This window comes from Bdellovibrio sp. HCB290 (assembly GCF_047305925.1).
Lineage (GTDB): Bacteria > Bdellovibrionota > Bdellovibrionia > Bdellovibrionales > Bdellovibrionaceae > Bdellovibrio.
In genome coordinates this window covers 2785044-2799502 of record NZ_CP178620.1, presented here as the reverse complement: position 1 = coordinate 2799502, position 14459 = coordinate 2785044, and the positions used below count along the sequence as shown (strand labels likewise).

Annotated in this window: 13 protein-coding genes; 7 read left to right on the top strand and 6 right to left on the bottom strand. The window is 46.1% G+C overall.

Features of this window, described 5'->3' with window-relative positions; genetic code table 11:
- Window positions 1-14 precede the first annotated feature (14 nt).
- Window positions 15-1157, top strand: coding sequence for a histidinol-phosphate transaminase (gene hisC, locus ACLVWU_RS13760; RefSeq protein ID WP_413575384.1), 1143 nt, complete (start codon window positions 15-17; stop codon window positions 1155-1157).
- Window positions 1158-1198: 41 nt separating this feature from the next.
- Complete coding sequence (gene cmk / locus ACLVWU_RS13755; protein ID WP_413575383.1) at window positions 1199-1852, top strand: (d)CMP kinase; 654 nt, start codon at window positions 1199-1201, stop codon at window positions 1850-1852.
- Window positions 1853-1890: 38 nt separating this feature from the next.
- On the opposite strand, the gene ACLVWU_RS13750 is transcribed toward cmk, so the two are convergent.
- Together ACLVWU_RS13750 and ACLVWU_RS13745 are read right to left on the bottom strand one after the other, a co-directional pair.
- Window positions 1891-3705 carry a hypothetical protein gene (locus tag ACLVWU_RS13750; protein ID WP_413575382.1) on the bottom strand — a complete coding sequence of 605 codons (1815 nt, stop codon included), beginning with the start codon at window positions 3703-3705 and terminating at the stop codon, window positions 1891-1893.
- 52 nt (window positions 3706-3757) lie between these two features.
- Window positions 3758-4879 carry a hypothetical protein gene (locus ACLVWU_RS13745; protein ID WP_413575380.1) on the bottom strand — a complete coding sequence of 374 codons (1122 nt, stop codon included), beginning with the start codon at window positions 4877-4879 and terminating at the stop codon, window positions 3758-3760.
- A 562-nt stretch (window positions 4880-5441) separates the two neighbouring features.
- Between ACLVWU_RS13745 and ACLVWU_RS13740 the strand changes: the two genes are divergently transcribed.
- Entirely contained in the window at window positions 5442-5840 is a 399-nt protein-coding gene (locus tag ACLVWU_RS13740; protein ID WP_413575379.1) for a hypothetical protein, read from the top strand.
- On the opposite strand, the gene ACLVWU_RS13735 is transcribed toward ACLVWU_RS13740, so the two are convergent.
- The 4 genes from ACLVWU_RS13735 to ACLVWU_RS13720 all read right to left on the bottom strand — a co-directional run bounded on the left by ACLVWU_RS13735 (window position 5841) and on the right by ACLVWU_RS13720 (window position 9901).
- Window positions 5841-6278, bottom strand: a complete 438-nt coding sequence (locus tag ACLVWU_RS13735; RefSeq protein ID WP_413575378.1) for a hypothetical protein — start codon at window positions 6276-6278, stop codon at window positions 5841-5843.
- Window positions 6263-7345, bottom strand: coding sequence for a hypothetical protein (locus ACLVWU_RS13730; RefSeq protein ID WP_413575377.1), 1083 nt, complete (start codon window positions 7343-7345; stop codon window positions 6263-6265). Before ACLVWU_RS13730 ends, ACLVWU_RS13735 begins: the two co-directional genes overlap by 16 nt.
- A 251-nt stretch (window positions 7346-7596) precedes the next feature.
- The gene (locus ACLVWU_RS13725; protein WP_413575376.1) at window positions 7597-8487 is read right to left on the bottom strand and encodes an alpha/beta fold hydrolase; all 891 of its coding nucleotides are present in this window, start codon (window positions 8485-8487) and stop codon (window positions 7597-7599) included.
- A gap of 124 nt (window positions 8488-8611) precedes the next feature.
- Entirely contained in the window at window positions 8612-9901 is a 1290-nt protein-coding gene (locus ACLVWU_RS13720; protein WP_413575375.1) for a hypothetical protein, read from the bottom strand.
- A gap of 232 nt (window positions 9902-10133) precedes the next feature.
- Between ACLVWU_RS13720 and ACLVWU_RS13715 the strand changes: the two genes are divergently transcribed.
- From ACLVWU_RS13715 to ACLVWU_RS13700, 4 genes are all read left to right on the top strand, one after another.
- A complete protein-coding gene (locus ACLVWU_RS13715; protein ID WP_413575374.1) occupies window positions 10134-11936 on the top strand; it encodes a 30S ribosomal protein S1 in 1803 nt (600 codons plus the stop codon).
- A 94-nt stretch (window positions 11937-12030) separates the two neighbouring features.
- Window positions 12031-13026 carry a signal peptide peptidase SppA gene (gene sppA, locus ACLVWU_RS13710; protein ID WP_413575373.1) on the top strand — a complete coding sequence of 332 codons (996 nt, stop codon included), beginning with the start codon at window positions 12031-12033 and terminating at the stop codon, window positions 13024-13026.
- 3 nt (window positions 13027-13029) lie between these two features.
- Window positions 13030-13644, top strand: coding sequence for an HIT family protein (locus ACLVWU_RS13705; RefSeq protein WP_413575372.1), 615 nt, complete (start codon window positions 13030-13032; stop codon window positions 13642-13644).
- Entirely contained in the window at window positions 13641-14390 is a 750-nt protein-coding gene (locus tag ACLVWU_RS13700) for a rhomboid family intramembrane serine protease (RefSeq protein WP_413575371.1), read from the top strand. The genes ACLVWU_RS13705 and ACLVWU_RS13700 overlap by 4 nt, the downstream gene beginning before the upstream one ends.
- Window positions 14391-14459: the final 69 nt, after the last annotated feature.

Here is a 14459-nt window from a genome sequence, read left to right as displayed (position 1 = left end):
AAAAGGATTGTTACGTGAAGATTTCTCCAGAAATTTTAAATCTAGTGCCCTACAAACCTGGAAAACCGATCTCCGAGACTCAAAGGGAATACGGTTTGAAAACCGTTTATAAACTTGCTAGCAATGAAAATCCTTTGGGTCCAAGTCCGAAAGCCATGGCGGCGGTAAAAAAGGCTCTGGATCACCAAAATCTTTATCCAGATCCCTCACATTATGAGCTTTTGCATACAATTTCCAAACAGTGGGGCTTTCCGACGAACCAACTGGCCATCGGAAATGGCAGTGACGAGCTGATTGATTTGCTGACCCGCATTTTCTGCGAACCAAAACAGGGGGTTTTGACCTCTGTTGCGGCTTTCAACGCCTATGAAGTGAGTGCAGGGGCAAACCGAGCGGCGATCCGTAAGGTGCCTTTGACTTCAGGCTATCGTTTTGATCTTGAAGCCATTGCTGATTACTTCTTTGCACATCCCGAGCAGGATATCCGCTTGGTTTTTGTGTCAAATCCAAATAATCCAACAGGGACCTATGCATCAAAGGCTGAAATCGAGGCATTCTTGCAACGCATGGGGAACCGTGACGACGTAATGATTGTCTTTGACGAAGCTTATAACGAATTTGTGCGAGCTGAGGATTATGCTTCAGCACAAAATTACATCAATAAATACAACAACCTGATTGTTTTGCGTACGTTCTCTAAAATTTATGGTTTGGCGGGCTTCCGAATCGGCGCGATGATCGCTCCTGCAGCGGTTGTTGAGGTGTTTAACCGTGTGCGCAAGCCTTTCAATGTCAACGATTTAGCGCAAGTAGCTGCAAATGCGGCTCTGCAAGATGAAGAATTCCTTCAACGCTCGCAGCAAATTTGCTGGAAAGGGCTTGATTACTTCTACAAGAAATTAGAAGAATTAGGCCTGCCGTACATTCATTCCCAAGGTAACTTCGTCATGTTTGACACACTTCGTGACGCGGTGAAAGTCAATGAAGCCTTGCTTCGTCGTGGGATCATCATGCGACCTGTTTTAAACTATGGGTTCAAGACGCATATGCGTTTGAGTGTAGGGCTTGATCACGAAAACGAAGCTGCCATTGCGGCTTTGAAAGAAGTGCTCAAAGAGATTCCTATTTTGGCTGGAACACCGATTCCGACAGTTTAGAATTCTCGGCTTTTTGTGTAGATTGGATTTTTGGAGTGGAAATGGGATTAGTAGTAACGATCGATGGACCTGCGGCTTCTGGTAAATCTTCAGTGAGCCGTGAACTTGCCCGCCGTCTTGGCTGGAAGTGGGTTTCTACAGGTGCTTTCTATCGTGGCTTGGCCTATGCCGCTATTCAATTGAATGTTGATCTTGATGATGTCAAAGCGTTGGCAGAATTGACTCACAATCCGGTTTGGAACGTGAGCCTGGAGTCCGATCGCACGCGCGTTTACTTCAAGAATCAAGATGTCACAGATGCGATTGCACACGAAGACGTGGGTAACTTCGCTTCCAAAGTCAGCCATTATCCAGAAGTTCGTAAAGCCTTGTTGGATGCGCAACGCAATTGTAGCAATGGTGAGCATGGTTTGGTGGCTGAAGGCCGCGACTGCGGAACTGTGGTATTCCCAACTGCTGAAGCAAAAGTTTATTTGACGGCTTCTTCTGAACATCGCGCTGCTCGTCGTGCTACAGAGCTTGGACTTGATCACAGCGATATGGTGAAAGCCCAAAAACAACGTGATCACCAGGACTCCACTCGTAAGGCGGCTCCTATGTCAGTTCCGACGGGTGCACTTGAATTGGATTCTACTGAACTTGATTTGAATCAAGTCGTCGATAAAGTCGAAGCCTTCGTAAAATCCAAAATCTAAAAGGTCGCGCCAGAGGCAAGGACTTACTTTCTCCATGATTATTTGATTTGGGATTGCATGCGCTGCTTGGTTTCAAGTAGCAATGCCAGGCGCAGGTTTGCGCGATAGATATCTTCGAAGCGGCTTTGTGGGCTTTCCTGGATTTCGCGAAGATTTTGTTCTTCCATTCCAAAATAAGCGTCCATAGCCACACGCAGTGACTCTTTCATTGCCGGATCTTTGGTATTCAATGTTTCTTTAAACAATCCCAGCTGACCTTGATGAGTCTCTTGTTGGAATTGCTCGCGGATTTCAGATTCCCAAAGTTTGAAGTAATCCAGGGTCTCATCATCCCAGTATTGGATGTCTTTGCCATAGCGAGCTTCCAGGTAAGCACGTTGAGCCGCTGAATAGCCAACGAAGGACCAATAGACCCGTGTTTCCATCATGTTGATGTAGAGATTGCGCCACAGGTGGTTCTTGTTTTCCTTGGTCTTTGCAACTCGCACTTGTAAAAGCTCTTGGACAAGAGGCTGTTGAGATGAGTTTTTCGCGCCCATAGTTTTTAATCCGCCAAAGTAAAACATCACCTGGCTTGGGGATGGATCGATGATCGCCGGGATTTCCGTTTGCGCTTGTTCTTTTAAAGCTTTCACCACCATCGAAGCACAGTCCAGTGCCAGAGTGTAATTGCGGTAGCGCTTGCCGGTTTGCATTTCCAAATGGCGTTTCAATTTGTTCTTTTGCTCTTGGCCCAGCTTCAAACGCGCCGTTTGCATGACACGTTCAGTTTTATTCAGGCCTGTCCATGCAATGCCTTTTTGTAAAAGTGTATCTTCTTTGGTTTGACCTTGAGTAAGACCTTCTTGAATAACGTCAGAGAGCACGTACTCGCGCACGGTTTTAACAGTCATATGTGTTTGACCATAAGAATAGACCAGGCCGTCCATCTCGATGGCCATGTGCGGAAAGGGAACTGTTTCGTTATAAATACGAACTTCATCTGATGCCAGCTGATACTTGGAGCTATCTAAAAACTTATCGGCTTCAACGGTCGCTTCAGGATCATTTAATTGCTCATACCAATTGTAGGCTTCCAGTAAAGCCACTGCGACAATCGCATTCAAGGCGTAATCACCCAAGCGGCGAACTTTAACCCAAGTGCGATGCTCATTTAAAAAATCCTGACGTTCTTTAAAGATGCTTTCCGCTTTATAGGTTTTAAGCACGGCCATTTCAGCGGCGTCCGGCTGATATTTTGGATCGCGCCAAAGTTTTTTGAAGATTTTCTGAGTCGGAGTCAAACCGCCTGGCAAATCAATACCATGGGGAATCAACAGCATGTACTTTAAAGGGCCGTTATACACGGATTGAATGAAGCGAAGTCCTTTTTCAGACGCTTTGGGCGCAGTTAAAAAGTCCGGACTTCCCCCGCGAGTTGCAGTGTACTGGATGTACTGCTGAATCATTCGGATCGGCGCTTCCATCATGACTTGATAATATAGAATGCCTTCGAACATTTTCATCTTGCGGGGAGATGAAGTCATATAGGCCAGTTCTTCAACCGTCAGGCGTTGTTCTTTCGAAGTCACGCTCATCAACATTTTCTTGGTGATTTCAGCGAATCTTTTTTCAGAAAGTGGGGAGGCATTGTCCTTAGCTTCAGTCGCAAAGAGTTTGTTGTATTCGTAAAGCGCTGACAGATGCTGAAGTCCTGTGGTGTTTTTTAAGATGGCAAGTTTTTTGGCTTTAAAAGAATCATAGGTTTCTGTAATCGTTTTTTCTGCAGAGAACACTGAAGAGCAAGTCAGGGCCTGAGCATGTGCTGCCCAAGGGAGAATTGCTGTGATCAGGATTAAAAGCATTTGCTTCATTATTTCTCTTCACAAAAAACGGGAGGAGTCTGAATTGACTCCTCCCAGATTATTACTTCTTAAGATTGAAGCCGATCAAAGCCAGTTTCGAAGAAACTGAACCAAGCATACGCTCGATATCTGCTCTGATTGCTGGATCTTTAACGTTGTTTGTCGTTAATTGAGACTCAAGCAATGCAGCCAATTGCAAAGCCATGTCAGCATTTTGCAGAGCCAATTCTTTCGTATTGGCATCAACTTGCTCGGAAGAAGTCAATTTGCCGATAAGGGCGCGAACTTCCAAAGCCGCTGAAGTTGCATGACGATCAACGATGTTTTTATCAGCCATCAATTTGATAACGTCAAGATTGTATAGGCTGGAGTCTTCGCTGAACTTGTTCGCAACTGCTTGGCGGATGATGTCGTCATAGATAGCGATTTTCAACTGAGACTGTTGATCTGCATTCAAGTTGAAGATTTCAGAAAGACCGCGCACTTCTGCGTCGATACGAGTGCGGATTACTTGGTCTTGGCCCAAAATGTTGCGCACTTGAGAAACAGACATAGCTTCTTTGGAATCATTCATCATGAAGAAGAATGAACCTGCAGCACTTGCGGATGCTGAAGAAGTCATTGAAGAAAGTGTTGTGTGTTTGTTGATCAGAACCTGAAGGACGGGTCTGATTACGCGCTCATATGTATATTCAACGGATTTGCCAGAGCTATCAAAGGACTGTTCCAACACTTTATCAAGACCTGTCGCGATCGAGAATCTTTCGATACCTTCAACAGAAAGCTTACCCATAGTTTGAATTGCGCGAAGAACCAACGTCAGTGGCTTCAACACGAATTCAACTTTTTTCACAGACTCAACACCCAGATAAGTTGCACCAATAGTCACGCTGGACGTCGGTACGCCACCCAAGTAAGCAGTACGCAGGTATGTGTACTTTTTATGAACGGCTGGATCAACAGCTACGATTTTACCAGCACTGCGCTCAACCTTTGTCGTTGCAATAATCAAAGATAACAACGTCGCCGTGGATTGATCCAAAGCGATTTCAGAGGCTGTGGATTTTTGAACGGCTGCACTGCCAGTTGTAGTGGCGTCTTCCATTGGACTGCGTGCGGAAGCAAATGCTGGGGCTACCAAAGTTGCCGCGGTAAGTACGGATACTGCTTTTTTCGATTTCATGGTTTCTCTCTTTCGTTTGTGTATGTCTCGTTTTGAGACAAGTTATTAAATGGCTGTTCCAAGGCTTTTAACTGCAAATGAGTTTCCAGCCTGGGGAACCACTAATCACTTTTGAAGACACTGTGGCTGTCTAAGGAATGAAGCCATTTCGAAAAAGGTCACTATGGTTATCTATTTGTAACCGGCTGTTATCTCTAAGAATTGAGGGATTTTTTAATTCCGTCGATGATCAGCTTTTCGGCCTGGGGTTTGCCGAACTCGGGACGGTAAACCAGGCAAATCTCATCTGTGTCTGGCCGAATTCTAGTTTAGTCCCAGCTTGCACGATGGTTTGGCAGTTGGCAGTGGCAACGAAGTTTTCAGAAGCTACAGCCACTTACGTTAGGAACTGGGATGTGCGCAATCCTGATAAGATCGTTACTGAAAGTGCTTAAATTAGGCCCGGCCCTGTCATTTCTTCAAGGCGCAAACGCGAATTTCTGTTCCTTTGGAATAGGTGAGATTTGATGGACGGCCCGGCCTTTGTACCTCTGATGGCATTTGGTTGTCCCGGAGGTCTGTTGTGATCAAAGTTTTTGCAGTGTCTGGTTTGATTTTTCTAAGCACGTTCGCCCATGCTCAAAAAGAGGTGGTGGTGACTTGCAAGGGATCATTGAATCCAAACATGAAGCCACAGGAAAAATACTCGGTGGTTTTAAATGAAGTGGGCGATGTGGTCCTTGAAGGACAAGACGCGAAATCTTCACAGATCTATGTCAAAGTGGATTCACTTAGAGATATTAAACGAAACGATGATTTCGGTTTGAATCTGGAAAGCACCAAACGTCAGATGGGAATGGTGTTATCCCGCCAGTCGATTGATATCGATTATAAAACGGGAAAAGGCCTGGCCCAAGATACGTTGACATTCAACGGTGGGTCCAAGCCTCGTTCGATCTATCTAGCGTCTTGCGCGCGCTAATTATTTTTTAGTGAAAACACAGGTCCCAAGATCCTTTTGATCTTTCTTCTGATTGATCGTGATTGTATCTGCAGTCACAACAACTGATTTCAGCGAAGTGGTTGTGATGCGACCCTTACAGACTTCTTTGTTAATTTTTACCAAAGTAGTCGAAGTATCGACGTCTTCACGCGTGGAAATTAATTGGTCCTCACAGCTCGTGTCAAAGTCAGATGGTTCCTTGATTTCTTGATTGCGTAAAGAAAATCGATCCTTTCCGATCGTCAAGTATCTATCAGTGATGTCTTTCTTCGTGATCTCAAGAGCCTGACAATACTCTTCGTCACCGGATGTGAGTTCGTATTTCCCTGGAGTCAATTTCGGAATCGACTCAGCAAATGCAACTGATGAAAAAGCAATCATGGCAAGACTAAGAAGTGTGATTATTTTTGAAAACATGGTCTGAACCTTTCCATATGAGGCATCATTTGTTTCTGAATGCGTTTACCACGCATTGGGCCCCAGTACCTATTTCCGTTAGCTCGAATGGATACAGCACAACGTGCTTGTCCTTCAGCAGTTCTTACTTCACGACATTCAACCATATTGCGACCATTCTCGCGACGGACAGCCGCACTTTTCTCCATTGTCCAGATGCCGATACCGATATCTGGATTCAGTATTTTAACGTTTCCGTTGCGATCAACGTAAGTCTCGGCGTGTTCAAGTCCTGGGTCACACTTTGTGGATTCCTCGCGGCCCAGTGCTGTCCAAAGCCAAGTTTGCGCCAAAAGCTTGTCGGAGTCACTCAGGGATTTGAAGCGTGGGCACATTGGGCCCATTGAGTCTGGATCTGTATAAATCTGTTTATAGCCTGGTCGAGACATCAATTTGATTAAATAGTTCCCTAGTGGCCCAGGTTTTCCCTGAGTACTCATGATTTTTTCACACTGTGGCGTGATAGTTCTAAATTCGATTGGTCTTCCACGTTTGTCGTAACGTCTTCTTTCTGGACGAATCAAAGTCCGACGACCTTCTTTTGTGGATGCAGCAATGCTGCAATTTGAGCAGTTAGATTTTTTCACTTCTTCGTTCGCTCTATTGATGGATTCGATGGCCTGTAGCGCTTGTGCTGATTTTCTTTTTACACTATCAGGATCTGCGACAGCGGGCTTTTCACGCTCGACTTTTGCGGCCTTGGCGTTTTCGATGCTGGCGCTCTTAGTGGCCTTGTCCCATCTGTCGGGCATGGAATCATATAGAGAAAGATCTGAATCACCATCACGATGGTAAACCCACATCTCGTCGCCTTGGTTTTTGCCATTAAGAACTTTGATTTTAATTCCAAAACTACCAGAACGAAGCTTTTTGGTTTCCAGAACCTGTCCGCGTGTGCCACGGGTTAAAGTGGTTACGACGTTTCTGTCGCCTCTAGAAAATGAACCCGATGAACGACCGTTCAACATGCCATTCAATTCCACGTATTCCTCGGTGCCGGTGAAACCCGCCAATAAGGATATACTCAAGGTGCCTATAATAATTTTGAATGTAAGCTTCTTTAGTTCCATGGCTGGAAGTAGTGCAAGGGTAAGGCCCGCTTGGCATGCTGAGACTTCTTAGTATTTACGGAAGGTTACCACCGGTTGGTGGCACGACAATTACTTAACAAAAGACAGGATTCGCTGAATTGTCACCGCGCTGTCAATAAACTGATCACGTTTGAAATTCCAGAAATGAGACAGCTTAAGGGGCCGCCGTTTAATGCGGCCCCATGAAGTTAGTGATGTTGGGACCCCAGTTGATCACCAAGGCGGCCTCTATTGCGGCCCACGGTGATTTCAGACGGTGTACCGATGAACTCCAGCAGATCTGAATTGAATCTCTCTGGCTGAGTCTGAGCCAAGCCGTGATCGGCTCCCTCGTACACCTTTAAAATCGCATCAGGAATGATCTTGGCGGCTTCAATAGAAGCGGCACCGATCGGCACAATCTGATCGTCACTGCCGTGGACAAGCAATGTCGGAATATCAAATTTCTTAAGATCATCAGTGTAGTCCACTTCCGAGAACTGTTCGATGCAATCCCATTGGGCTTTAATTCCGCCCAACATGCCTTGCAACCAGAAAGAGTCACATAACCCTTGGGAGGTTTTGTTCATCATGCGATTGAAGCCATAAAACTTCTTCGACAAATCCAGATAGAACTGCGAGCGGTTGTCAGCTACCCCTTGGCGGATATCATCAAAGATTTCCTTTGGTAGACCATTTGGGTTTTGCGGAGTTTTCAACATCAATGGTGGAACAGCTCCCACCAGCACAGCCTTCGCCACACGGGTTGTACCGTGTCGACCCAGATAGCGGGCGACTTCACCGCCACCGGTGGAATGTCCCACCAAGATCAAATCATGCAGATCCAATTCCTCGATCAGCTCGGCCAGGTCATCGGCGTATTGGTCCATGTGATTGCCTTCCCAAGTTTGGGAAGAACGACCGTGACCACGACGATCATGGGCGATGACACGATAGCCTTCATGCAGCAGCGCCAGCATTTGGGCTTCCCAAGCATCAGCGGTCAATGGCCAGCCGTGAGAAAACAAGACTGGTTGTCCTTGACCCCAATCTTTATAGAATATTTTTGTGCCGTCAGAGACGGTGAAGTATGAACTCATCAAAGATCCTTTCTGATAATCAGTTTCAGCTTTACCACTTGAAACTAACATTCAGAAAGGCCGACAAGGGAGTTAATAGACATCCGCATGGGAAAATGCAGGTGTCGGTTTTGTGAGGTGACAGTTAAAAACGCTCGGCAAGTAGCAAGGCTTTGACAGCAGTCGCTGTCGTATACGCCGAAGATCTCCATACGACCGGATAGCGCGCGACGAACGTTGCTGCAAAATAAACCTCGCCTGGCCAATAGACATTTCCGTGACGGTCGCGGGCACTCATTCCTGCCAGATAATTAGCAGCATCGCGCACAGCCTGACGGTGTCGTGGATTGTTCGGATCGCCAATTTGCGCCAGGGCGCTTAAGGCCCACGCCGTGGATTGAATGCGATCGGGGCGAGTCAGGAATTTATTTTTCCAGCCACCATTGCGTTTTTGTTTTTTAAGCAGGAACGAAATGATTCTGTCGCGGGAGGGTTCCAGGCAGCTGCCCCCTTGATCCAGAATTTCGGCCATGGTGTAAGGCAGAATATAGCGACTTGGATAATACATTCCGCAATAGAAAAAATCCTTTTGAATCGCCATGCGATTCAAGTGATTGCAAGCAGCCTGGTAACCGGGGCCGTCGGTGTTTTTAGCCAGAGTCAGAACTTTTAAAACGTTCGCATTCACCACGCAATCCACATCATTGCGATTGAAAGGCACGCGGGTTCCGTTGTGTGGTTTTGAAAATAAATTGCGCGGCATCTTGGGATCATCTTCATCCCATAGCCATGTTAAAAATGCGCCGGTGTTTTTCTGACCTTGTCCGGCGTTATAGATATGGGCTTTGCGGTCCACATCCCGGGCTTTCGAAAGTGCACGCACCACGGAGTCTGGCAAAGACTGGTAACTGTCCTCGCCATTTTCGATTTTATTCAAGTAAGCAAAAGTCGCATAGGACACGGATGTGGTGTCGGCATCGGGTGGGATGTTGGCAAAGCCTTTAAAGTGCGGTGCCAGGTACATGTACCTGGGCTGGCGCACTTGGACTCCGCGGTAAGTTGCCGGTGGATAGAAATTAAAAAGTTCATCCCAATAGTAATTGCGAAATCCTGCTACGGTTTTACGGATCATCGGCGGGATGGAGTTGTATTCCGGTGCGAGAAAATAAATCTCTGCCAAAACATTGGCGACGGAGGCTGCTACGAAAGCTGTGGGCTCTTCAAAAGGGGTGTTGAATTTGCCGACACCCACTGCGCTGGGCAGGTAGGAGGTCACCCGGGCGCGCCACTGACCGGGGTCGTAGCCGTCCTCCCCCGTGGTCTGATGGTGCTCAATAAAGCGCAGCGCCGAGTAAACTTGGCCCCGAAATTGGGGTCCTGCGATAGAAACGGGGACCATTAAGTATACGAACAAAAACAGCAAATATGACTTCACCCAGCGCCCCCTATTCTCAGATCAAATATGGTGGAGATAAGCAGGGGAAATCACGAAAATGCAAGAGGTATTGTTGGCTTACAATTGTCACCTTTTTGAAAAGGCTAACGGGGTGCGCAAAACCTTTGACTTCCGACCCCTTAGCTCGCTAAACCATTGGTTCGCCAAAGGCGAAGAAAGGTACGGGTAAGGTCCTCGAGGCTTTACTACGTGGAGGTATTTAAAAAACGATATGACAAAACAACTTAACAAGGCCGAACTTGAAAAACAGAAAGTGCTAGCTTTCTTGGATGCAGAAGATTCCAATGTCGCTGCTAATCCTGGCATCTATGGTGCAAAAAAATCTGATAAAGGCGAATTCGATTCTCTATTCGAAGCGTCCATGAAAGAGCAAGATTTCAAAGTTGGCGACGTTGTTACTGGTACTGTAGTAGAAGTTCAATCTGACTACGTTCTAGTGGACATCAACTACAAGTCTGAAGGCTTGATTGCTATCAATGAATTCCGTATTGTTGACGGCGTTCGTGAAGTAAAAGCTGGAGACAAAGTAGAAGTTCTTATCGACCGTATCGAAAACGAAAACGGTATGATCGTTCTTTCTAAAGATAAAGCAGACATGCTACGTGCATGGACTGATATCTCTAAAGCAGCAGAAAACGAAGAAGTTATCGAAGGTACTGTTGTTGCTAAAGTTAAAGGCGGCTTGAGCGTTGATATCGGCGTTAAAGCATTCTTGCCAGGATCTCAAATTGATCTTCGTCCGGTTCGCAACATGGACGTTTACTTGGGCAAAAAGTTCAAATTCAAAGTTATCAAATTCAACAAAAAGCGTGGCAACATCGTTCTTTCTCGCCGTGCGCTTCTTGAAGAAGAACGCGACAGCTTGCGTTCACAAACTCTTGACACTATGGCAGAAGGTTCTGTTGTTACTGGTATCGTTAAAAATATCACTGACTACGGTGCGTTCATTGACCTTGGTGGTATGGACGGATTGTTGCACATCACTGACATGTCTTGGGGCCGTGTAAAACACCCTTCTGAAATGTTGAATGTTGGCGACGAAATCCAAGTTAAAGTTCTTAAGTATGACAAAGAAAAAGAACGCGTATCTTTGGGCATGAAACAGTTGCACAACGATCCTTGGGAATCTGTTAAAGCTTCTTACCCAGCAGGCACTAAGCTTAAAGGTAAAGTTGTTTCATTGGCAGAATACGGTGCATTCATTGAACTTGGCGAAGGCATTGAAGGCCTAATCCACGTTTCTGAAATGTCTTGGACTAAACGTGTAAAACACCCTTCTCAAATCGTTAACGTTGGTGACGAAGTAGAAGTAGTAGTTCTTGAAGTAGACACTGAAAACCGCCGCATTTCTTTGGGCATGAAACAGCTTCAACAAAATCCTTGGATTGAACTTAAAGAGTCTTACGCTCCAGGTACAATCATCGAAGGTGAAGTTAAATCTGTTACTGACTTCGGTATCTTCATCGGCATCGAAGAAGGTATTGACGGCCTAGTTCACATCTCTGACTTCTCTTGGACTAAACGTGTAAATCACCCAAGCGAAATGTTCGCTAAAGGTGCTAAAGTACGCGCAGTTGTTCTAGGTGTAGACATCGAGAACGAAAGATTCTCTTTGGGTATCAAACAACTTGAGTCTGACCCTTGGGCAAACATCGAGAACAAATACGCTATCGGTACACAACACGACGTTAAAGTAACTAAAACAGCTGATTTTGGTGCTTTCGTTGAGCTTGAGTCTGATATCGAAGGTTTGATCCACATTTCTGAGCTTACAACTGATAAAATCAACACAGTTGAAGACTTCATTAAACCGGGTCAATCTGTAAAAGCTGAAGTTATCTCTATCGACAAAGACGCTCGTAAGATCGGTTTGTCTGCTAAACTAGTTAAACTTCGTGAGTCAAAAGCTGACGTTGATGACTATGTTAAGAAAGCAACAGCAACTTCTAAATCAACTTTCGGTGACTTGTTCGCTGACCAGTTGAAAAACATGAAGACTGACGGCAAACAGTAGTAGGGATATTGCGCCCAGCGTAATTGACTGAAATGTCTAAAAAGGGGAGCCTAACAAGGTTCCCCTTTTTTTATTTTCAGCAGGAGTCGACATCGTGGCGCAGAAGAATGGTTTCTTCAAAAAACTCATTATCATTATCCTAGTATTCATCGGTATCGGAGCTTTGCTAAAAGCAGGTTCAGGCATGCTGGGTGAACAGGAAAAAACTCTTTCCGCAAAAAACACGATCCTGCACTTGGAAATGAACGGCGTGATTCTGAACGGAAAACGCTTTCTTAAAAATCTAAAAAAATATTCTGAAGACAACCGCGTAAAAGCGGTGGTGATCAACATCAACTCTCCGGGGGGATCTGTAGGTCCGTCACAGGAAATCTATCACGAAATCAAAAAGGTTCGTGATGAGTTGAAAAAGCCTGTGGTTTGCGTGACGACGGGTGTGATGGCATCAGGGGCGTATTACTCTGCGGTAGCCTGTGACAAGATCGTGGTTGCGCCAGGGGCCTTGGTGGGCTCGATCGGTGTGATCATGGAATTCGCAAATCTTGAAAAGCTTTATGACTGGGCGAAAGTGTCCCGTTACTCGATCACATCCGGTAAGTTCAAAGACTCCGGTGCCGAGTATCGTCCTATGCGCGAAGACGAAAAGAATCTTTTCCAGAACATGATCAACGAAGTTTATGCGCAGTTCAAAGGGACTGTGGCAAAAGAGCGCAAATTGAAAGACGACGTGGTGTCTGAATACGCTGACGGTCGCGTGTTCACAGGGGCTACGGCTGTGAAAGTGGGCTTTGCGGATCAGGAAGGTTTCTTTGACGATGCTGTCAGCCTGGCGGCGGAGCTTGCGAAACTGGGTAAAGACTATGATGTCTTTGAAGTTCCTAAAAAGAAAATGAGCATCTTTGATTTCGGCGGTCGCGAAGGCGAGGACGATTTGAACTCTTTGGTTGAGTTCGCTGATGTTCTTAAAGGCAAGGCGGCGATTGCTGCGGGAATCACGCCGGGCGTGAATATGGAAAGTGCAGTGAAATACCTGCTGCGATCTCAGTATCTGAATCAGCCGTTATATATGATGCCAGGATACTGGGAGTAATTGATGGCCAAAAAGAAAACAGCGAAAAAAACCACCACTAAGAAGACGACTTCGAAAAAGTCGTCTTCAAAGCTTTCTGGCAGTACTGTTAAAGCCACGATTTGCATCAATCAAGAAATCTGGCCGATGGAACGTGATGTTCTGTTTCGTCCAGATCGCATGAAGTATGTGCGCAAGTTGATCAAACCCGAGGGCTGCGTTTTTTGTAATGCCGCAAAGAAGGAAGTGTCCTTCGATAGTTTGTGTGTCTACAAAACCAAGCACTCCATGGTTGTTCTGAATAAGTTTCCTTATAACAGTGGACATGTTCTGGTTTTGCCAAGACGTCACTGCGGGGATCTTTTGAAGTTGTCGGATGCAGAGTTTATGGATCTTCAAGACACCATTCGTTTAACCATGGCGGCGATCAATGCGATTTATTCTCCAGGTGGAATTAACCTGGGTTTGAATCATGGGGCTGTGGCGGGTGCGGGAATTCCAGAGCATCTTCACTATCATATGATTCCGCGTTGGTCCGGGGACCTTAACTTCTTCCCGTTGATCGCTGAGACCAAGGTCCTGGTTGAAAGTCTGGAGCAGACCTACGAGAAGTTTTTGGAGTATTTTAAGAAGATATGAATAGAGGCGTAAGTTTTCAAACAGCACCGCTGACTCCTGCAGTGAAGTGGTTGCTGATCATCAATGTGGCGATCTGGTTCCTTCTTCAAGTGATGGTGGAGGGATTCGCGAAGATTCCGGTCACTTCCTATCTGTCCCTGGTTCCGGGTAAAGTTCTTTTCAATTTCGAGATCTGGCAGTTGTTCACGTACATGTTCGTGCACTCCATGCAGGTGACTCACATCCTGTTCAACATGCTGATGTTGTGGTTCTTTGGTGCCGAGCTTGAGCAGCGCTGGGGCACGAAGTTCTTCCTGACTTATTACTTCGCTTCAGGTGTTGGTGCCGCGATCATCTACTGCGTGGGTGTTTGGGGTTATGCTTTGGCGACGGGTTCCGAGACCGGCTTGATTGTTCCAGTTGTCGGGGCGTCGGGCGCGATCTTTGGACTATTGTTGGCTCAGGGGATTATCTTCGGCGAGCGCATCGTTTACTTCTTTATGCTGTTCCCAATGAAGAACAAATGGTTCGTCACCTTGATGGGTGCCGTTCAATTTGCCTCCATGATGACTTCAGGCGTCACTGGCGGTGAAGTGGCGTATCTAGCCCATTTGGGCGGGATCATAGCTGGATTCATCACCTTGCAGATCAAGGCCTGGTTCGTAAGGCAGGATTTCAAGAAAAAGGCCAAAAACAAGGGCCGAAACCTGCGCTTAGTCGTCGATAATGAAAAAAAGGGTGAGAAGCCACCCAAATACTGGAACTAACCCGAAGGGCCCTAAAAAGGGCCCTTTTAGTTTTTGGGGAGGGGCTCTGGACAAGGGCGTCGGAGTTGG